Origin of the sequence: Nonomuraea sp. NPDC003709, assembly GCF_040610775.1 — a bacterium.
Classification (GTDB): domain Bacteria; phylum Actinomycetota; class Actinomycetes; order Streptosporangiales; family Streptosporangiaceae; genus Nonomuraea; species Nonomuraea angiospora_A.
Genome location: NZ_JBEXMW010000021.1, coordinates 13849 through 34316, shown reverse-complemented (window position 1 = coordinate 34316; position 20468 = coordinate 13849). Strand labels below are relative to the sequence as shown.

The window sequence follows — 20468 nt, the reverse complement described above, 5'->3', positions numbered from 1 at the left end:
CGACGATTGGGCGCTCCTGACACGCTAGGTGGAGGTCACGAAAGCGGCGATCTGTCGCCCGAGTTCGGCCCCCGCGTCCTCTTGCAGGAAGTGCCCGGCGCCCTTGATGACGGGATGCCGCAGGCCGGACGTGCCCGAGATCGACTTGAGCAGAATGGGCGCCATGCCCCCGGTGATCGGATCTCCGTCGGAGAACGCCACGAGGAAAGGCCGCTCGAGTGTCGTGAGAACCTGCCAGGCAGCGCGGTTGGCGGGCGCGGCCGGGTCGTCGGGGGTGATCGGGACGAGGCTCGGCATGACGCGAGGGCCCGCTTTGTACGACTCGTCGGGGAACGGCGCGTCGTAGGCCGCCCGGACCTCCTCGGGCAACTCCGTCCGGCAGCCGGCCTGGACGAGCCGGGCGATGTCCAGCACCGGGGCCTTGAGCACGGCGTTCCTGAACTGGTGCCACACCTCGGGCATGGGAATGTCACCCGTCGGCAAGCCCGTGTTGGCGGCCACGATCCTGGCGACGCTCTCGGGGTGCTCGGCGGCGATCCGCAGCCCGATCAGGCCGCCCCAGTCCTGGCCGACGACGGTGACGCGGCTCAGCCCGAGCGCCTCGAACAGCAGGGCGCGGGTCCACTCGACGTGCCTGGCGTAGGTGTGCTCGGCCTGGTCGGCGGGCTTGTCCGAGCGGCCGAACCCGACGAGGTCCACCGCTATCGCGCGCAGCCCGGCCGCGGCCAGCTCGGGCATGACGTGCCGGTAGAGGAACGACCAGCTCGGCTCGCCGTGCAGGAGCACGACGGGCTCGCCGTCGGCGGGGCCCGCCTCGACGTACGCCATCCGCAGGCCGTCGGGGACCTCGGCGTAGCGGGGCTCGTAGGGGAAGCCGGGCAGGCCGGCGAAGCGCTCTTCTGGCGTGCGCAGGATACGCATAGAACAAGATTCTAGCTAGCGGCGCTGGTGCCGCCCAGGGAATTCGCCGACGAGCACTTGTTTGGGGGTGACGCGCAGGACGTCGGAGTCGGGCAGGGCGATCCCGCGTACCTCCACCCAGAACCGCCGCTGCAGCGGGTCCGCCGCGAACACCGCCACCCTGGGGTCGGCCGCGATGGCGTCCCACGCCTCCAGTTCCGTGATCACCCGGAGCTCGCCCGACGAGGTGACGGTCGCCACCGCGCCGGCGACCCGGGGGCCGAGGGCGTCGCCGTAGGAAAGGACGATGCTGCGGGCGTACGAGAAGGTCTGGCGCACCTCCGGGTCCAGCGTGACGGACGGCTCGGCGCCCACGGGCAGGTCGCACATGATCAGGGAGGTCCGCCACGGGCCCGGCCCGCCCCGCCACCAGGCCCGCGCCGCCCGCGCCCCGAACACGGCCATCGCTGCGGCGAGCGCGCCCAGCCCGAGCCGCCACGCCCACGTCGCCGCCGGCTCGGCCCGCCAGGCCTCCAGCAGCCCGCCCGCCGCGCAGGAAGCCGCGGCCAGGACGACGAGCGCGGTCGCGGCGGGCAGCCACCGGTCGCCGCGGTGACGGGCGCGCAGGTAGCCGCGCACCATCGGGTATGGCACCGCCACGGCGGCGACGGCGGCCCTGGGCTCCACCGCGAGCGCCCCGCCCACCAGCGGGACCAGCACGGACCAGGTCCTGCCGAGCAGGATCCAGAGCAGGACGCCGGCGTTCCTGCGGGCGGTGCGGTCGATCTGCGCCGCGTGGGCGTGCTCCCGGGCCTCCCCGGCGCGCGTGGTCTCGGCCAGCGCCAGGAGCGGGCGGCCGCGCCACGTCTCGGCCAGCGCCCGTACGGCCGCCAAAGCGGGCCACCCCAGCACCACGATGCCCGCCAGCCCCGCCCAGACCGGGTCGAGCACGGACGGAACGGATGGCACCGCCCCCAGCAGCAGCCAGGCGGCGAACGCGACCACCGACACGGCCGCAGACACCACCGCCGCGCCGAGCCAGGGATCCCGGCAGAGCATCGCGGGCACGTACGACCACAGGCCCACCCGCCGCGCCTGCCTGACCGTGAGCGGCGCCAGGAGCACCAGCACGGCGAACCCGCCGAGCTGGGTGTCCCGGTCGAGGAGGAGCGCGGCCCCGGCGATCGCGAGCGTGGCGAGCGCGACCAGCAGGCGGGCCTGGCGGGACCAGACCTCGAGCGCCCGCCTGACCCGGCCCGTCTCGCGCGGGTCGACCGGCCAGGCGGGGTCGTGGTGCGGGCGGGGGCGGTCCCAGCGCAGCAGGGACAGGCCGAGGTTCATGCGGGCCTGGGGGTTCGCCGGGTCGGCGGCGAGCGCGGCCCGGTACGACCGCTCGGCGCCGGTGTGGTCGCCGCCCAGCAGGGCCAGGTCGCCCAGCATGACCTCGGGATCGGGCCGCTCCGGCGCGAACTTCCCGGCCAGCGTGGCGTGCTCCACCGCCTCCCGCCGGCGGCCGGGGGAGCGGCGCAGAATCGCGGCCAGGCGCAGGCGGGCCGGCCAGGAGCCGCGGGCCAGCTCCACGGCATGCTCGGCGGCGGGCAGCGCGTCGGCGTCGCGGCCCAGCCGTTCGTGGGCGAGGCTGATGAGCCGGTACGCCCATTCCGCGTCCGGATCCAGGTCGGCCGCGCGGCGGGCGGCGTCGAGCGCGGACTCGGGGCGGCCGGCGTTCAGCCTGGTCAGGGCCTCGTCACACCATTCACGTGAGGATCGGTCGGAAATATCGCCTTTTCTGTCACTTTCGTCGCGCCCCACGGTCTCCATGATCGGGTCGAGGGCGAACCCTGGATAGATGCCGACATATGGCTGTATCTGTCTAGAGAGGTACTGGGGCATCTGTGGATCAGTCGATACTGCTATGACAAGTGCTGGACATGCCCTAAGCTGCGACGCAAGCCGGAGTGCGAGGAGTCGAGGCGGAGGAGCTCGGGAGGAGCGAGCGTCGAGCCGGGCTCCCGCCGCCGACCAAAGAGCACGTGCGGGCCCTGTCAACGGATCGGCCTGCAAGGAGGCCCATGACCGTCATACAGGCCGCACCCCTCGTACGGACTGCCGATCGGGAGCACGGGGACCGCCGCTGGTCCATTCTCGTGCTGCTCTGCGTGAGCCTGCTGCTGATCACCGTCGACGCGACCGTCCTGCACATCGCGGTGCCAGCGCTCACTGCCGCGCTGGAGCCGTCCGCGGTGCAACTGCTGTGGATCATCGACATCTATTCGCTGGTGGTCGCGCCGCTGCTGATCATGTTCGGCACGCTCGGCGACCGGTACGGGCGCAAACGGCTGGTGCTGTGCGGCTACGTACTGTTCGGCCTGGCCTCGGCCGGGGCCGCGTTCGCCCCGACGCCGCTGACCCTGATCCTGGCCAGGGCGCTGCTCGGCATCGGCGGAGCGATGATCATGCCGGCCACGCTGTCCCTGATCCGCCAGATCTTCACCGACAGGCGCGAGCGCGCCATCGCGCTGGGCGTCTGGAGCGCGGTGGCGGCGGCCGGCGCGGCCGTCGGCCCGCTCATCGGCGGCGTGCTCGTCGGCATCTGGTGGGGCGCCGTCTTCCTGATCAACGTGCCGATCCTGCTGGCGCTGATCCCCGCCGCCGTCCGCCTGCTGCCGGACTCGCCGGGGCGCAAGGACAGGGGATGGGACGGCGCGAGCGCGGTGCTGTCAGTGCTCGGCATCCTGGCGCTGGCGTTCGGGCTGAAGGAGGCGGGCTCGGGCAGCCTGATGCCGCTGTGGGCGTCGGTGCTGGTGTTCCTGACCGGGCTGGGGCTGCTCTTCCTGTTCGTACGCCGCCAGACGCGCCTGCGCCACCCGCTGCTGGAGGTCGGGCTGTTCCGGCGGCGCGAGTTCACGACCGGGGTGGCCGGCGTGCTGCTCGGCGTGTTCGCGCTGGTGGGCCTGCAGCTCATGCTCGCCCAATACCTGCAGCTCGTGCTCGGCGACAGCCCGCTGCGCGCGGCGATCCGGATGTTGCCGCTGGTGATCTCGGCCATCTCCGGCGGGCTCGCCGCCGCCCACATCCTGCCGCGCATCGGCATGCGGACCACGATGAGCGGCGGGCTCGGGCTCGTCGCGCTCTCCCTGACCCCCACGCTCTCCTGGGGCGTCGAGGGTCATCCCGTGATGCTGGCGTTCTGCTTCGTGGGCATCGGGTTCGGGGTCCAGGTCGCGCTGCTGGCCGCCTCCGACACGATCATGTCCGCGGCGTCGGAGTCCCAGGCGGGCGGGGCCGCGGCCATCGAGGAGACCGCGTACGAACTGGGCGCCGGCCTGGGAGTGGCCGTGCTCGGCACGATCACCGCCGTCGTGTACGCCCCCGGCCTGCACTCGGTGCCCGGCGTGTCCGCCAGCGGCATGGACAAGGCCAGGCAGTCGCTCGCGGGCGCGGCGCACGTCGCGCACGAGGTGGGCGGCAGCGCGGGCGGCGCCCTGCTCGACGCGGCCCGATGGGCCTTCGTGAACGCCCTGCACACGACCGTGGTCGTGAGCGTCGTCCTGCTCAGCCTGACCGCCGTCGCGGTGGCCACGCTGCTCAGCCGTGATTGAGGTGTGCCATGTCCCGATTAGGGCAGACAACTACCGTGAAACAGGCCCTTCGTGATCTTGCTGCTTTAGTCGCCCGCATCGGCGTGGGCGGCATCTTCTTCGCGAACGGCTGGACCAAGCTGGAAGACGGGCTGAAGGCCACCGGGGCGAAGTTTCTCGCGCAGGGCGCCCCCGCACCCGGCGCCTGGGCCACGGTGACCATGCTCACCGAGCTCATCGGCGGCGCGCTGCTGATCGCGGGCCTGGCCGTCTCGGTCACGGGCCTGATCCTCTTCGCCGAGGCGCTGGGGGTCTTCGTGGTGGCCCCGCCGCTCAACCCCATCAGCCTGAACGAGCTCATCCTCCTCGGCGCCGCCTCCCTCCTGCTCGCCGTGGTGGGCGCTGGACGGGTGTCGGTGGACCACATGGTGGTGATCAGGCGGAGGGAGTCGGAGGCGGCGAACGAGTTCGCGGCCGACACGGAGGCGGACCGCGTCATCGCCTCACTCCGGGAACCCGACAAATCACCGGCTCCGGAGCCGGAGGCGCGGGACGAGCCCAAGGACACCGCCGCCACGGAGGATACGGCGCCCCACCCCCGGCCGCGCGGCAAGAGCGGGGAGACGAGCCGCGCGGAGGACCCCGCACCGGTCCCGGGCGACACCCTGGTCGCCGGCCGCAAGAAACCCGCCGCCCGCACCCGCCGCCCACCCTCCGACTGACCGTCCCGCCGTCTCGCGCGTCCTCCGGCTGACCCGTCGCGTCGTCTCGCGCGTGCGCCATCTCGCGGTCGGATCGCCTGGCCGCCGACCGCGTTGCGCCGAGCTCCGCCGCACCCCGCCTCGCCGACCCGGCGCCGGGTGAGGCGGAGGTCGCGCGTCACCTCCGCCTGGAGGCCCTCGCGGCGGGCGGTGGGCCGGGGCAGTCCGGGGGTGCGTGGCATGTGAGATGGGCTCATGTTTGGGTCTTGTTGGTCACGCGGACGCGGCGGATGCTGGTGGGCGAGCCCCCGGTACCCCCAGCCCCGTGAGGTGCCCCATGCCGCGCCGCTCAGCCCACCGGTTGATCGTCCTCGTGCTCCTCCTCGCCGGCACCCTGGTGATCCCCCAGGCCACGGCCACGGCCACCGCCAAGACCACCACCACCACGGCAGCCCAGGTCAGCGGTTTCATCGACGCCCACAGCCACCTCTTCTCCTACGAGGCGTTCGGCGGCCGGCTCATGTGCGGCAAGCCGTTCGACCCCGACGGCATCGCCAAGGCGCTGACCGACTGCCCCGACCACTACCCCAACGGCGAACTGGCCTGGTTCGAGAACTTCACCCGCAAAGGCACGGTCACCGGCACCCACGACCCCGTCGGCTGGCCCACGTTCAGGGACTGGCCGGCGAACGACTCGCTGACCCACCAGCAGGCCTACTACACCTGGGTCGAGCGCGCCTGGCGGGGCGGGCTGCGGATCCTGGTGAACGACCTGGTGGCCAACCGCCAGCTGTGCGCGATCTACCCGTTGAAGAAGAACTCGTGCGACGAGATGACCATCATCAGGCTCCAGGCCCAGCGGGCGAGGGAGTTGCAGGAGCACATCGACGCCGAGCAGGGCGGGCCGGGCAGGGGCTGGTTCCGGATCGTGGCCGATCCGGCCGAGGCCCGGCAGGTCATCCAGGCCGGCAAGCTGGCCGTGGTCCTGGGGATCGAGACCTCCGAGCCGTTCGGCTGCCGCCAGATCCTGGGCATCCCCCAGTGCACCAGAGCGCAGATCGACCGGGGCCTGGACGAGATGTACGCGCTGGGCGTACGCAGCATGTTCGTCTGCCACAAGTACGACAACGCCCTGTGCGGCGTGCGGTTCGACTCCGGCACCCAGGGGGCGATCGTCAACCTGGGCAATTTCCTCGGCACCGGCTCCTTCTGGCAGGCCCGCACCTGTACGACCCCCGAGCACGACAACCCGATCGACCCGGGAGGCGTCCTGCCCGACCCGATCGCGGGCCTGCTGCCTCCCGGCATCTCGCTGCCGGTCTATCCCCCCGCCCCGCACTGCAACACCAGGGGCCTGACCGCGCTGGGCGAGTACATGGTCCAGGGCATGATCCGCCGCGGCATGCTGATCGAGCTCGACCACATGAGCGCCAAGGCCGCCGACCGCACGCTCGACCTGCTCGAAGCCGCCCGCTACCCGGGCGTGATCTCCTCCCACAGCTGGGCCGACCCGCTCTACTTCGACCGCATCTACGCCCTCGGCGGCATGATCACGCAGTACGGCCACGACGCGGAGCACTTCGTCGCCGAGTGGGCCCGCACCAGACCCTCCAGGCAGGCGCACCAGGTCGCCGGCTACGGCTACGGGCTCGACGTCAACGGCATGGGCAGGTTGCCGGCCCCGCGGGCGGGCGCCAACGGGGTGACGTACCCGTTCAGGTCGTACGACGGCAGTGTGCTCCTGGACCGGCTGCGCACCGGCCAGCGGGTGTGGGACGTCAACACGGACGGCGTCGCCAACTACGGCCTGGTGCCCGACTGGATCGAGGACATGCGGATCATCGCCGGCGACGAGATCGTCCGGGACATGGCGGCCGGCGCCGAGTCCTACCTCCGCACATGGGAGGCGGCCACCTCGGCCAGGCCGTGACCGCCCCGGCTATTCTGGCGGCAGGGCGGAGCGAGGGGCGTGGATGGCGGCCAGGTCCGGCAGGGCGCGCGCGACGGTGCGTGACGTCGCGGCGGAGACGGGGCTGTCCATCGCCACGGTCTCCCGCGTGCTCAACGGCCAGGCCAACGTCGCCCCGCACACCCGGGAGCTGGTGCTGCGCGCCGTCGGGCGCCTCGGCGACCAGGCGCCGCGGCCGCGCACGATCCACGACCCGTCGGCCGGCGCCGTGTACGTGCGCTGCCCGTACGTGCTGACCGACTATTTCGGGCTCATCGTCTCCTCGGTGGGGGAGACCATCGAGCTGCACGGAAGGCAGATGATCCTCGGCGCGGGCGAGGCCGCCCAGGACGCCCCGGTGCTCGCCGGTCTGCCCGGCAGGCAGGGCGTGGCCGGCGCGATCCTCGTCCTGCCCCCGGAGCCGGGCGACGAGCTGGTACGCCTGCGCGACAGCGGCTTCCCCTTCGTGGTGATCGACCCGCGGACCCCGCCCCCCAAGGACATCGCGGCGGTCTCGGCCGCTCACTTCGCGGGCGGGCGCAAGCTGATGGCGCACGTGGTCGGGCTGGGCCACCGCCGGGTCGGGATCATCGGCGGCCCGGTGGAGTGGCTGCCGAGCGAGGCCAGGCTCGCGGGTTACACGGCCTCGCTGGCGGACGCCGGGGTGCTGCCCGAGCCCGAGCTGCTGCGCAGCGTGCCGGAGCCGAGCACCGAGTACGGCTACCTGGCGGCCTGCGAGCTGCTCGACCTGCCGGAGCGGCCGACGGCGCTGGTGGCGTTCAACGACAAGATGGCCGTCGGAGCGCTGTGGGCGGCGGCCGAGCGCGGGCTGAGCGTCCCGGGCGACCTGTCGGTGGCGGGCTTCGACGACATCGACGTCAGCAGGGCCACCTCGCCCGCCCTCACCACGGTGCGCCAGCCCCTGCAGGAGATGGGCCGGATGGCGGTCACGCTGCTGATGCGGCTGCTGAGCCGCCACACGGTGGAGGCGCTGCACGTCTCGCTCGAGTCCGAGCTGATCGTCCGCGGCTCCACCGGCCCCGCCTGATCGTTTCATTTGTTTCATAGCCACAAATAGGCCTTGACGCTGCCCATGACCCGTGGTCACCTAAAAGAAAGTTTCTTTATTGTTTCATTTGTTACATGGACATCACCCCCCGCCCGGAAGGGAAACAACGCCGTGTCCCGAATACTCACGCTCGTCTGCGCGGCCGTGCTGGCGCTGGCCGTGCCCGTCCCGGCGTACGCCGCCGGCGAGACGGTGAACGTCTGGCTCACCACCACCTCGGACTCCGGAGGCCGGAACGTCACCCGCGGTCTCGCGCAACAGACCCCGATCGCCTTCGGCTCCGCCGGTGGCAGCGCCAACCAGACGATCACCGTCAACGAGGGCACCACGTACCAGCAGTTCGAGGGCGGCGGCGCGTCGATCACCGACACGACCGCGTACCTGCTGCGCGGCGGCCCCGTCAGCGCGGCCACGCGGGACGCGACCATGCGCAAGCTGTTCTCGCCCACGGACGGGATCGGCCTGTCGTTCGTCCGCAACCCGATCGGCGCCTCCGACCTGTCGCGCCCCGGCATGGTCTCGCTCGACGACACCTGCTGTGACCTCAACGACTTCGGCGCCAACGGCTACGACACCAACGTCCGCCTGCTGACCGTCCAGGCCAAGCAGCTCAACCCGGAGCTGCGGGTCAAGGGCGTGCCGTGGAGCGCGCCCGGCTGGATGAAGGACAACGGCCGGATGGACCAGATGGGCTGGCTGAAGTCGCAGTACTACGCCACGTACGCCCAGTACTTCGTCAAGTACGTCCAGAGCTACCAGGCCGCCGGGGTCCCGGTGAACTACATCTCCGTCCAGAACGAGCCCAACTGCTGCCAGGCGTCCAACCCGACCGCCATGAACTACCCCGGCATGAACTGGAACTCCTCCGGCCTCATCGAGCTGACCAAGAACTTCGTGTACCCGGCCTTCCGGGCCGCCGGCATCACCACGAAGGTGCTCGTACACGACTGGAACTACGGCGACTACGGCCAGATCGGCGGCCCCATCCTGGCCGACTCGGCGCTGCGGAACGACCCGCTGTTCGGCGGCATCGCCTGGCACGGCTACTTCGGCGACCCGGCGGTCGGCTCGCAGGTGCACGACCAGTACCCGTCGGTGCCCCAGTTCAGCACCGAGCACTCCGGCGGCACCTGGATCGGCAACCAGCACAACGAGGACATGGCCGACATCGTGCACTACACCCGCAACTGGAGCCGCAGCCTGGTCAAGTGGAGCCTGGCGCTCAACCAGCAGATGGGTCCGCACAACGGCGGCTGCGACACCTGCACCGGCCTGATCACGGTCCAGGAGGGTGGCTCGCGCGCCGGCCAGGTGGACTACACGATCGAGTACTACACGACCGGCCACCTCACCAAGTTCGTCAGACCTGGGGCGTACCGGATCGACTCGACCGCCAACTCCACGGTGCAGAACGTCGCCTGGCGCAACCCCGACGGCTCCAAGGCCCTGATCGCCCACAACGGCGGCACCTCGGCCCAGTCGGTGAGGGTCAACTGGGGCAACCAGTCGTTCGTGTACACGCTGCCCGCCCGTACCACCGCGACCTTCACCTGGTCGGGCACGCCGGGCGGCAACCCGGCCGGCGCGATCACCGGCCTGGGCGGCAAGTGTGTCGACGTGGCCGGCGGCAGCAGCGCGGACGGCGCGGCCGTGCAGCTCTACACCTGCAACGGCACCGCCGCCCAGCAGTGGACCCGCCCGGGCGACGGCACGCTGCGCGCGCTCGGCAAGTGCCTCGACGTGGTCGACCGCGGCACCGCCGACGGCAGCAAGCTCCAGCTGTGGTCGTGTTCGGGCGGCGCCAACCAGCAGTGGACCTACACTTCGGGCCGCGACCTGGTGAACCCCGCCGCGAACAAGTGCGCCGACGTCACCGGCAACTCCAGCGCCGACGGCACCCGGCTGCAGATCTGGACCTGCACGGGCGCCGCCAACCAGAAGTGGACGCTGTCGTGATCACATGCCGGCGGTGAGGCGGGCGACCACCCGCATCTTGTTCATCGCGTCCAGCGCGGCCACCTTGTACGACTCGGCCAGCGTCGGATAGTTGAACACGGCGTTGACCAGGTAGTCGATCGTCCCGCCGCACCCCATGACCGTCTGCCCGATGTGCACGAGCTCCGTCGCCCCCGTGCCGAACACGTGGACGCCGAGCAGCCGCCGGTCCTCGGGGGAGACGAGGAGCTTGAGCATCCCGTACGAGTCGCCGATGATCTGCCCCCTGGCCAGCTCCCGGTACCGCGAGATGCCCACCTCGAACGGCACCTTGTCCCGGGTCAGCTCGTCCTCCGACCGGCCGACGAAGCTGATCTCGGGAATGGTGTAGATCCCGATGGGCGGCAGCTCGCGGGCGTCCTCGACCGGCTCCCCGCACGCGTGCTGCGCGGCCACCCGCCCCTGCTCCATGGAGGTGGCCGCCAGCGCGGGGAAGCCGATCACGTCGCCCACGGCGTAGATGTGCGACACCTCGGTGGCGTAGTTGGAGTCCACCGAGATGCGGCCGCGGGCGTCGGCGGCCAGGCCGGCGGCCTCCAGGCACAGCTCGGCGGTCTTGCCCTGGCGCCCGGCCGAGTACATGACGCAGTCGGCGGGGATCTTCTTGCCACTCTCCAGCAGGGTCAGCGCCCCGCCGGGGCGGCGCTCGACGGCGGCCACGTTCTCCCCGAAGCGGAACGTCACGGCCAGGTCGCGCAGATGGTACTTCAGCGCCTCGACGATCTCCAGGTCGCAGAACTCCAGCATGCGCTCGCGCCGCTCGATCACCGTCACCTTGGTGCCGAGGGCGGCGAACATGGAGGCGTACTCGATGCCGATGACCCCGGCCCCCACCACGACCAGGGTCTCGGGGATCCGGTCGAGGTGCAGGATCGCGTCGGAGTCGATGATCGTCCTGTCGTCGAACTCGACGCTGTCGGGACGGGCGGGCGAGGTGCCGGTGGCGATCACGACCTTCTCGGCGGTGATCTTCGTCTCCTCGGACTTGCCCTCCTCGTGCGTGATCCCGATCGTGTGCGCGTCCAGGAACCGGCCGGTGCCCTGCAGCACCGTCACGTGGTTGCGGGCGAGCTGGCTGCGGATCACCTGGATCTCGCGGCCGATCACGTGCTGGGTGCGCATCCCGAGGTCGGTGACCGTGATCTCGTCCTTGACGCGGTAGCTGGCGCCGTACAGCTCCCGCTGGTTGAGCCCTGTGAGATAGAGGACGGCCTCCCTGAGGGTTTTGGAGGGGATCGTCCCCGTGTTGATGCACACGCCGCCGAGCATGTGTCGTTTCTCGACCACAGCGACACGCTTGCCGAGCTTCGCCGCCGCGATCGCGGCCTTCTGTCCACCTGGCCCGGAACCCAGGACCACAACATCAAAGTCCGCCACACCGTCCAGTCTGCTGGTGGCGTGTTAACGGGAAAAGACCTGTCTGCGAGACTCCGAATTATGTTGCGCCCTTTCACCGAGGTTGACGTCTTCACCACCACCCCGTACCACGGGAACGCGCTCGCGGTCGTGCTCGACGGCCAGGGGCTGACGACCGAGGAGATGCAGCGGTTCGCCACCTGGACGAACCTGGCCGAGACCACCTTCCTGCTGCCGCCGACCACACCCGAGGCCGACTACCGAGTACGGATCTTCACCGCGTCCGTGGAGCTGCCCTTCGCCGGGCACCCGACGCTCGGCACCTGCCACGCCTGGCTGGAGGCCGGGGGAGTGCCGCACCAGGAGGGCGAGATCGTCCAGGAGTGCGCGGCCGGACTGGTACGGGTACGCAGGAGCGGCGACGGGCTGGCCTTCCACGCGCCGCCCCTCGTGCGGTCGGGCCCCGTGGAGGAGCCGCTGGCCGGGCGGATCGCCGAGTCCCTCGGGATCGGGCGGGCCGACATCGTGGACATGGAATGGGCCGACAACGGCCCCGGCTGGATCGCGGTGCTGCTCGCGGACGCCGAGTCCGTGCTCGCGCTGCGCCCGGGCCTCGTCCCCAACTACGTGGGCGTGGCGGGCCCCTACCCCGAGGGGGCGCCGTACGACTTCGAGGTGCGGGCGTTCACGCACGCGCACGGCTCCACCATCGAGGACCCGGTGACGGGCAGCCTCAACGCCTCCATGGCCCAGTGGCTGCTGCGCTCGGGCCGGGCCAAGGCCCCGTACGTGGCCAGACAGGGCACGGTGCTGGGCTTCTCGGGCCGGGTGCACATCTCCACCGACGCCGAGGGTGACGTGTGGGTGGGCGGCTCCGTGCTGACCTGCGTCACCGGCCAGGTCGAACTGTGAACCGCACCTCGTCGCCCGGCCGCAGCTGGGCGGCGACCGGCAGGTCCGCCTCGCGTACGACGCCGATCACCGGGTAGCCGCCCGTCGGCGGGTGGTCGGCGAGGAAGACGATCGGCTGCCCGCTCGGCGGCACCTGGATCGCCCCGGTGACCATCCCCTCGCTCGGCAGCTCGCCCTCCTTGGCCCTGACCAGCTCGGCGCCGCTCAGCCGCACCCCGACGCGGTTGCTGTCCTGGCTCACCGAGTACGGCCGCGCGCACAGCTCGGTCAGCGCGTCCGGCACGAACCAGTCGTCCCGCGGCCCCGGCGTCACCCGCAGCACGGCGGGCCGGGGCCCGGGCGGCGGCGCCAGGTCGACGGAGATCATGCCTTCGGGCCGCCCGACGGGCAGCAGCGTCCCCGCCCGCAGCGGCTCCGGGCCGAGCCCGGACAGCGAGTCGGTGGAGCGGCTGCCGAGCACCGGCTCCACCGCGATCCCGCCGCGCACGGCCACATAAGTGCGCAGCCCCCAGTCCGGCATGCCCAGCCGCAGCTCCGTGCCCTTCGCGACCCAGTACGGCGACCCCATCCCCGCCGCGCTGTCCACGGGCGCGCCCGCCAGCGCCACCCACGCCCCGTCGTGGAACAGCAGCCGCGCCATGCCGAACGTCAGCTCGATCCCCGCCAGCCCCTCCGGGTTGCCCACGAGCCTGTTGGCCAGCCGCAGGCTCGGCGCGTCGGCCGCCCCCGAGCGGGGCACCCCCAGATGGGCGAGGCCCGGCCGCCCCAGATCCTGGACGGTCGCGTACGGCCCCGCCGCCATCACCTCGATCATGTGGGTTCAAACCGTACGCGCACGCCCGGCCTGAAGAGCGAGGGAGGGTCGGCCGTCACGTCCCACACCCGGACGGAGGTGCGTCCGATCAGCCGCCACCCGCCCGGCGAGGCGCTCGGGTAGACCGCCGAATACGGCCCCGCCACCGCCACCGACCCGGCCGGCACCGACGTGCGCGGCGTGTCGAGCCTGGGCGTCTCCAGCACCGGATCCAGCCCCGTGAGATAGGCGAACCCCGGGGCGAACCCCAGCCAGCCCACCACCAGCTCCCGCCCCGCGTGCCGGGAGACCACCTCGTCCACCGGGATCCCGGCCAGTGCCGCCACGGAATCGAGATCGGCCCCGTCATAGACGACGGGAATCGTCACGACCTCCCCCTCGGCCGCCCGAGCGCCGGCCCTGTCCCGCTCGCGGCCGACCACGTCCGCCAGAAGCGCCCGCAGCCGCGCCTGATCCGCCCCAGGAGCCACCACGAGCACCGTCTCCGGCCCCGGCACGATCTCCACCACCCCGGCCGGCAGATCGGCCCGCAGCGCCGCGTCCAGCCGGTGAGACAGCTCCAGCGAGCCGGTCTCCACGAGCAGCCCGTGCTCCCCGGCCGCCCGGATCACGCGAACGCCTGCAGGACCACTCCGGCCGCCAGCAACGCGTCCCGCACCCCCTGCGCCAGCCGGACGGCGTCAGGCGTGTCGCCGTGCACACAGATGGAACGTGCCGAAACCGGGACAGAACTGCCGTCGATGGCCGTCACGGAGCCGTGCACGGCCATCCGGCACGCTCGGTCGGCCACCGCGGCGGGGTCGTGGATGACCGCGCCCGGCTCCCTGCGCGACACCAGCGTCCCCTCGGGGGTGTACGCGCGGTCGGCGAACGCCTCGTTCACGGTCGGGACGCCCGCGGCGGCCGCCACCGCGTGCACCACCGAACCGGGCAGCGTGAGCACCGGCAGCGAGGGGTCGTAGTCGGCCACCGCGTCGATCACCGCCGCCGCCTGCACCTCGTCGCGGCAGATCCGGTTGTAGAGCGCGCCGTGCGGCTTGATGTAGGAGACCCGGCCGCCCATGGCTTTGGCGATGCCGTCGACGGCCGCGAGCTGGTACAGCACCTCGGCGCACAGCTCCTCCGGCTCGGTGTCCATCTCCCTGCGCCCGAAGTGGGCCAGGTCGCGGTAGGACACCTGCGCGCCGATCGTCACCCCGCGGTCGACGGCCGCCGCGCACGTGCGTCTGATCGTCACAGGGTCGCCCGCGTGGAAACCGCAGGCCACATTGGCGCTCGTGACGATGTCGAGCAGAGCGAGGTCGTCGCCGAGCCGCCAGACGCCGAACCCTTCACCCAGGTCGGCGTTGAGGTCGATCACCATGGCAGTAGAGGCTATCTCGGCGCCTATCTCGGTGCGACGAACAACGTCTGGATCGCCGTGCCGACTTCACCTGTCCCGTCGTACAGGGTGGACCGGGTCAGGCCCCTGCCGGACGGGCCGACGACCGTGGCGGCGTCCATGCAGATCCACTCGCCCTCGGGGGCGCGGAACAGCGAGATGGTCAGGTCCACGTTCACGAACACGTGCGTGTCGAAGCCGAGGGCGGCGCTGACGCCGTTGCCGCTGTCGGCGAAGGCGGCCAGGCGCTCCATCGGGCTGAACTCCTCGCCCTCGACCAGCGGGACCGTGAACCGGCCCCAGACCGTGGCGGGGCCGGGCCGGGTGGGGCCGCCTTCGGCGAAACGCCAGTCGAGCGCGCGGCCGTACCCGAATCCCGAGCCGAGCCACGAGCCGGCGACCTCCTCCGAGGGCGGCGGGACCGGCCCCGGCGGCCCGGGGACCGGCGAGGCGGGCGTGTCGGCCGTACGGATGCGCCAGGCGCTCGCCCTGGCGTACTCGCGGCCGCCGGACGACACGCTGGCCGACAGGCACTGCACGCGCTTGCCGTCGCGGGTCACGTCGGTGGCGATCTCCAGCTCGGCCACGGGCACGGGGGCGAACACGTCCACCACGAGCTTGGACAGTTCCAGGCCCGGGCGCGGCGCGGTCTGGGCCAGCTCGTGGACGATCAGGGCGGTGACCGGGCCCATGTGCTGGGTGCGCGGATCCCACGGACCCTGCGTGTGCTCGGAGGCCCGGTAACGCCCTTCGGTCAAGCGGGTGTACATCGCCATAGAAGAAAATTCTACGGCGGTCCGCGTCCGGCGGTCCGTCGCGGGGACCGTTCCTAGAACTCGTCCGGGATGTCGGCGATGTCGTCCAGCGCCGCCGCCAGCTCGTCGGGGTCGCCGCCGATCCGCTCGGCGATCTCGATCAGCACGTGGAGCACGTCGTGGCGGTCGTGGCCGAGGTCGAGCAGGCGCTGCGCGGCCTCCCACAGCTGCGGCGGGTCGCCCTCCCACAGCCGGGTGGCGATCTCCTCGTGCCAGGCCAGGTGCTCCTGGTCGATCGCGTCGCCGTGGTCGATCTCGAGCAGCGTACGCCGGTCCGCCTGGTCGGCGGGGTTGAGCTTGTCGAGCTCGATCCCGTTGTGCACGCCCTGCAGATACGGGAACGCGAAGACCCGCCTGGCCAGCGCCGACAGGTCGCCGTCCGGCAGCAGCCGCTCCAGCAGCGGCCGGTCGAGCCCGAAGGACGTCGGGTCCCGGTACGCCTCGGGGAACTTGCCGATCGCCTCCCACACCGCGTCCAGCGTGGCCTTGAGCCCCTGCTCCGGCAGGCCCGTGCGGTGGGCGGCGAAGCGCACCCACGCCGACAGCACGTGCGGCATCGCCTCCTGCTCGGCCACGCTCAGCATCACCTTGCGCGGCAGCCAGTCGAGCAGGAACGTTTCACATTTGGTCGGGCTGACCCGCAGCGGACGGTTGAAGTCCTGGTCGCAGCCGTAGTCGATGATGTGGTCGGCGCAGCGCGAGGCCGCCGACGGGTCGGACAGGTGCTCGGCCGCGTCGGACGCCAGGAACTCGGCCGCCAGCATGGCCCGCCGCTCCCTGCTGTACGGGGCCTCGGTGTGCCGCGGCGCAGGCCGCTTGCGCCCGGGAGGCAGCGCCTTGAGCCTGGCGCGGGCGAAGGCGTGGTAGGCGCTGTAGCTGTCGCTCACCGGCGGCGGCGTCTTCGGCTCCCTGGTGGCCTTCATGGCCGACTCCAGCAGCGCCCTGGCCTGCTCGGGCTCGATCTCCTCGAACAGCAGCAGCGGATTGCCCGCCGCCTCGGCCCTGGCCTGCTCCAGCAGCTTGTCGACCTGCGAGGACACCCAGGCGTCCCGGGCCATGCCGCTCATGTTGTAGTCGACCACCATGACGAGCGCGTGCCGGTCGACGGGCAGCGAGTCCTCGTCCCAGCGGTAGGCGAAGGTGCAGATCACCGTGTCCTGGTCGCCGTAGGAGTCGCGGGAGACGTAACAGCCCGCCGGCTTGACCGCGCCCACCCGGTCGGCCCAGCCCGGTCTGGCCACCCCCGACTCCATCATGGCCAGCGCCGCGCCCTCGGCCTTGGCGCCCTGGCGGGCCGTGCCCAGATAGGCCAGGCAGATGAGCAGCGTCAGCGAGGCCGGCGTGCCGGCCTTGGCGGCGTAGTCGACCAGTCCCTCCCCGAGCACCTGCTCCACGTCGCCGCCCCTGACCCGCCTGCCCCACCAGGCCCCGATCATGTCGGAGACCATCAGCTCCGCGTCCAGAGGGGTGCGTACGGCGAGCAGCTCGCGAGCCGCCTGCACCATCTCCTTGAACACGTCGTCTGGCGGGGTGCTCTCCCGGGGATCTCGTCGGTGTCGGCGCACACCCTCACTCTCTCGTATTCCAGGCGCAAACGGTGCGGAGAACTCGGCCTGGTGACCCCGATGTTATCGGGGACTTCTGGATGGGACTTAACTCGACTTCCGGGCTTTTGTTTGTCTACCGGGAACTTCGGGGCGGAGGCGCTGAGTTGACGATCGCGAGCAGATGCTCGCGAGCGATGCGCTCCACTATCTCCGGCGTCGCCGAGACGCCGAGATGCTGCGCACACGCGCACACGTCGGCCACGCAGCGGTCGATCGTGTCCACGGGCACGGTCAGGAACTCTTCGGCCAGCCTGAGACTGACCGGCTCCCGCAGGAACCGTGTGGCCAGAGCGAGCATAGAAGTGAGATTCCTCTGGAGACCAGGGGGCAAACCCCCAGGAATGTCGGCAGGGCGACTTGCGCTCTCATTTCACCTTTTCTCGGGCGGCTGTCAAGGCTCCGCGGCGGTTGTGTTCACTTCACCCGGTGCCCATTCGTGCGAAGCTGTCTCCATGCGCATCCAGCTCGCCCAGCGGAGCGAGGCAGACGAGCTCCTCGGCCGCAGCCCGCTCGCCCTGCTCGTCGGCATGCTGCTCGACCAGCAGATCCCCATGGAATGGGCGTTCACGGGGCCATATACGATCTCCCAGCGTCTGGGCCACGACCTGACCGCCGCGGAGATCGCCTCCTACGACCCGGAGGCGTTCGCGGCGCTGCTGGCCGAGAAGCCGGCCGTGCACCGCTACCCCAAGTCCATGGCGGCCCGGGTCCAGCAGCTCGCCGCCTACTTCGTCGAGCACTACGACGGTCAGCCGGAGAAGCTGTGGGCAGACGCCGCCGACGGCAAAGAGTTGCTGAAACGACTGATGGCCCTGCCGGGATACGGCAAACAGAAGGCCCAGATTTTTCTGGCATTGCTGGGGAAGCAGTTGGAGGTCCAGCCGCCGGGCTGGCGAGAAGCGGCCGGACACTATGGCGAGGAGGGGTCGAGCCGGTCGGTCGCCGACGTGGTCGACGCCGACAGCCTGGCCCGAGTGCGAGCCTTCAAGCAGGAGGCGAAGCGCGCGGCGAAGTAGTTGGGGCCGGGGTCTCGGCCCCGGCGATCGAGCGCTGTAACCTGATCTTGCTGCGCAATGTGGAGCGACTTTGACAGGATGCGTAGACCCTAAAGGCGACCGGGCCGCGGCAGGGGCTTCCGTCCGCACATGCCCATCGCCGATGATGTACTGCAGAATCCGGTCGCCCGGAGCTGCGCTACGCCGATACACAGTTATGGAGATGTGCCGCGTGGGAGACCCTGGCACGCGACGGAGGTGCGGACCATGAGTGCCGAGACCTCCGTTCCCCGTCCCCGGGAGTCGGATGTGGACATCTCGGACTCCGCTCTGTTCAAGGGCATGTTGTCGGAGGCCGAGTTCGCCTTCGCGTTCTTCGACGGCGACGGCCGCATCCAGCGGGTCAACGACGTGTTCAGCGACGTCGTCAACGTGCCCGCCGAGCGCATGGCCGGCAGGCTGCCGGTCGAGGTGCTGGCCGCCGACCTCAGTCAGATCATCACCCACGCCGTGCAGGCCGTCATCGAGACCGACGCGCCCGTCACCGAGGGCCGCGTACGCGTGCGGACGGCGGAGGGCGACACCAGGCACTGGTCGCTGTCGTTCTCGCCGGTCCACGACGAGGCGGCGGGCGAGCTGCGCGCGATCGCGCTCGTCGGGCTCGACGTGACCGAGAGCCGCCAGACCGAGGAGGCGCTGCGCCGCAGCGAGGAGCGCTACCGCTCGCTCGTCGAGGCCCAGTCGCAGCTCGTCTGGATCACCTCCCCCACCGGCGCGGTCGTCGAGGACGCTCCCCAGTGGCGCGCCATCACCGGCCAGGGCCTGGAGGAATACCTCGCCAACGGCTGGCTGGAGGTCGTCCACCCCGAGGAGCGCCAGCAGACCGAGGAGGCCTGGAGGGAGGCGCTGCGCGGGCGCACCATGTTCGAGTGGAACTACCGCGTGCGCACCCGGGCCAGCGGCTACCGACACTTCGAGGTGCGGGCCGTGCCGATCATCAGGCACGGCCGGGTCGTCGAGTGGGTCGGCGCCAACACCGACGTCACCCCGCAGCGCGAGGCCGAGGAGATGCGCGGCAGGCTGACCGACCAGCTCGGCGCCGCCGCCCTGCGCACGGCCCGGCTCCAGGGCGCCACCGCCCAGCTGGCCGAGGCCCTGACGGTCGAGCAGGTGGTGCAGGTCATCATCGACGTGGGCCGCACGGCCCTAGCCGCCGACCGCTCGGCCGTGGCGCTGCTCGACCCCGACCGCGCGGCGCTCAAGTTGATCAACGGCGAGGGCATCATGGAGGCCTCCGGGATCACGGGTGACGAGATCCCGCTGTCCCACTCCAACGTGATGACCATGGCCGTCAACAGCCGCCGGCCGGTCTTCGCCGAGTCGCCCGAGTCGCTGAAGGCCCAGCTGCTCGAGGCGGGCGACGACGAGGAGATCCTGGCCGGCTTCATCACCCACGGCGACGAGCGGGCCTGGGTGGGCCTGCCGCTGCTGGCGGCGGGGAGGGCTCTGGGAGCGCTCCGATTCTCCTTCACGAGGCCGGTGAAGATCTCCCAGGAGGACGGCGTCTTCCTGGAGGCGCTGGCCGGCCAGTGCGCGCTGGCGGTCGAGCGGGCCACGCTGTTCGAGCGTGAGCACCGCACCGCCGAGACGCTGCAGCGCAGCCTGCTGCCCGACCGCCTGCCCGTGATCAAGGGTCTGGTGCTGGCCCAGCGCTTCCGCTCGGGCAGCCGCCACGTCCAGGTCGGTGGCGACTGGTACGACGCGTTCGTCCTGCAGGACGGGCGGGTCGCGGCGGTCGTCGGCGACGTCATGGGCAAGGGCGTCAAGGCCGCGGCGGGCATGGGCCGCATCCGCAACGCCATGCGGGCGCTGGCGCTGACCAACCCGCCGCCCGCGGCCGTGCTGACCGGGCTCGACCGGGTCTTCGAGGCCACGGAAGAGGAAGAACAGGTCACGACTTTGGCGTACATGGTCGTGGAGCCGGTCACCGGCGAGGGCACTCTGGCCCTGGCCGGCCACCCGCCTCCCGTCCTGGTTTCGCCGCAGGGCACGGCGATCCTGTGCGACGGCGAGCCCGGCACTCCGCTAGGCTGGCCGACCAGCCGCAGGCAGTTCCGGTTCGTGGTGCCGCCCGGCCATACCGCCGTGCTCTACTCCGACGGTCTCGTCGAGAACAGGAAGCGCGGGCTGGATGCCGGATTGGCAGACCTTTGCAGTGTTGTGACCGAAGCTCCGCCTGAAGTTGTGAGTAGTCCGCACATGTTGCTGGACTTCCTGGTTGACCGGATGTTGTCTGGATATGAACAGGATGATGACGTTACCGCGCTAGCAATTCACGTCCCGCCAGCCACGAAGAGTGACTGAATGAAACAGTCATAACGGTTGCTTTCGGGT

At 71.4% G+C, this 20468-nt stretch carries 17 protein-coding genes; 8 read left to right on the top strand and 9 right to left on the bottom strand.

Annotated features, from left to right (window positions below; translation table 11 throughout):
* Positions 1-24: 24 nt before the first annotated feature.
* On the bottom strand, positions 25-921 hold the full coding sequence (locus ABZX61_RS46525; protein WP_355204602.1) for a haloalkane dehalogenase: 897 nt from the start codon (positions 919-921) through the stop codon (positions 25-27).
* Positions 922-936: 15 nt separating this feature from the next.
* A complete protein-coding gene (locus tag ABZX61_RS46520) occupies positions 937-2721 on the bottom strand; it encodes a tetratricopeptide repeat protein (protein WP_355205044.1) in 1785 nt (594 codons plus the stop codon).
* A gap of 251 nt (positions 2722-2972) precedes the next feature.
* Between ABZX61_RS46520 and ABZX61_RS46515 the strand changes: the two genes are divergently transcribed.
* From ABZX61_RS46515 to ABZX61_RS46495, 5 genes are all read left to right on the top strand, one after another.
* A complete protein-coding gene (locus ABZX61_RS46515) occupies positions 2973-4502 on the top strand; it encodes an MFS transporter (RefSeq protein WP_355204599.1) in 1530 nt (509 codons plus the stop codon).
* An 8-nt stretch (positions 4503-4510) separates the two neighbouring features.
* Entirely contained in the window at positions 4511-5203 is a 693-nt protein-coding gene (locus tag ABZX61_RS46510) for a DoxX family protein (RefSeq protein WP_355204596.1), read from the top strand.
* A 316-nt stretch (positions 5204-5519) separates the two neighbouring features.
* Positions 5520-7112: a membrane dipeptidase gene (locus ABZX61_RS46505; RefSeq protein ID WP_355204594.1), complete on the top strand. Its 1593-nt coding sequence runs from the start codon at positions 5520-5522 to the stop codon at positions 7110-7112.
* 43 nt (positions 7113-7155) lie between these two features.
* Positions 7156-8178, top strand: a complete 1023-nt coding sequence (locus ABZX61_RS46500) for a LacI family DNA-binding transcriptional regulator (protein ID WP_355204592.1) — start codon at positions 7156-7158, stop codon at positions 8176-8178.
* Between the two features lie 132 nt (positions 8179-8310).
* On the top strand, positions 8311-10155 hold the full coding sequence (locus tag ABZX61_RS46495) for a ricin-type beta-trefoil lectin domain protein (RefSeq protein ID WP_355204589.1): 1845 nt from the start codon (positions 8311-8313) through the stop codon (positions 10153-10155).
* On the opposite strand, the gene sthA is transcribed toward ABZX61_RS46495, so the two are convergent.
* The gene (sthA, locus tag ABZX61_RS46490) at positions 10156-11571 is read right to left on the bottom strand and encodes a Si-specific NAD(P)(+) transhydrogenase (RefSeq protein ID WP_350739158.1); all 1416 of its coding nucleotides are present in this window, start codon (positions 11569-11571) and stop codon (positions 10156-10158) included.
* Between the two features lie 60 nt (positions 11572-11631).
* On the opposite strand from sthA, the gene ABZX61_RS46485 reads away from it, so the two are divergent.
* Positions 11632-12462 carry a PhzF family phenazine biosynthesis protein gene (locus ABZX61_RS46485; protein ID WP_355204586.1) on the top strand — a complete coding sequence of 277 codons (831 nt, stop codon included), beginning with the start codon at positions 11632-11634 and terminating at the stop codon, positions 12460-12462.
* Here ABZX61_RS46485 and ABZX61_RS46480 read toward each other — a convergent pair.
* The 6 genes from ABZX61_RS46480 to ABZX61_RS46455 form a co-directional block, all read right to left on the bottom strand.
* The gene (locus tag ABZX61_RS46480; protein ID WP_355204584.1) at positions 12440-13276 is read right to left on the bottom strand and encodes a biotin-dependent carboxyltransferase family protein; all 837 of its coding nucleotides are present in this window, start codon (positions 13274-13276) and stop codon (positions 12440-12442) included. The genes ABZX61_RS46485 and ABZX61_RS46480 overlap by 23 nt on opposite strands.
* Entirely contained in the window at positions 13273-13887 is a 615-nt protein-coding gene (locus ABZX61_RS46475) for an allophanate hydrolase subunit 1 (protein WP_355204581.1), read from the bottom strand. The genes ABZX61_RS46480 and ABZX61_RS46475 overlap by 4 nt, the downstream gene beginning before the upstream one ends.
* A complete protein-coding gene (locus ABZX61_RS46470; protein ID WP_350739149.1) occupies positions 13884-14639 on the bottom strand; it encodes a 5-oxoprolinase subunit PxpA in 756 nt (251 codons plus the stop codon). The genes ABZX61_RS46475 and ABZX61_RS46470 overlap by 4 nt, the downstream gene beginning before the upstream one ends.
* A gap of 23 nt (positions 14640-14662) precedes the next feature.
* On the bottom strand, positions 14663-15433 hold the full coding sequence (locus tag ABZX61_RS46465; protein WP_355204578.1) for a thioesterase family protein: 771 nt from the start codon (positions 15431-15433) through the stop codon (positions 14663-14665).
* Positions 15434-15486: 53 nt separating this feature from the next.
* On the bottom strand, positions 15487-16977 hold the full coding sequence (locus tag ABZX61_RS46460; RefSeq protein ID WP_350739327.1) for a hypothetical protein: 1491 nt from the start codon (positions 16975-16977) through the stop codon (positions 15487-15489).
* Positions 16978-17152: 175 nt separating this feature from the next.
* Complete coding sequence (locus ABZX61_RS46455) at positions 17153-17377, bottom strand: hypothetical protein (RefSeq protein ID WP_185078019.1); 225 nt, start codon at positions 17375-17377, stop codon at positions 17153-17155.
* A gap of 154 nt (positions 17378-17531) precedes the next feature.
* Between ABZX61_RS46455 and ABZX61_RS46450 the strand changes: the two genes are divergently transcribed.
* Positions 17532-18095 carry an HhH-GPD-type base excision DNA repair protein gene (locus ABZX61_RS46450; RefSeq protein ID WP_355204575.1) on the top strand — a complete coding sequence of 188 codons (564 nt, stop codon included), beginning with the start codon at positions 17532-17534 and terminating at the stop codon, positions 18093-18095.
* Positions 18096-18341: 246 nt separating this feature from the next.
* Entirely contained in the window at positions 18342-20438 is a 2097-nt protein-coding gene (locus ABZX61_RS46445; RefSeq protein WP_355204572.1) for a SpoIIE family protein phosphatase, read from the top strand.
* The last annotated feature ends 30 nt before the right edge of the window (positions 20439-20468 follow it).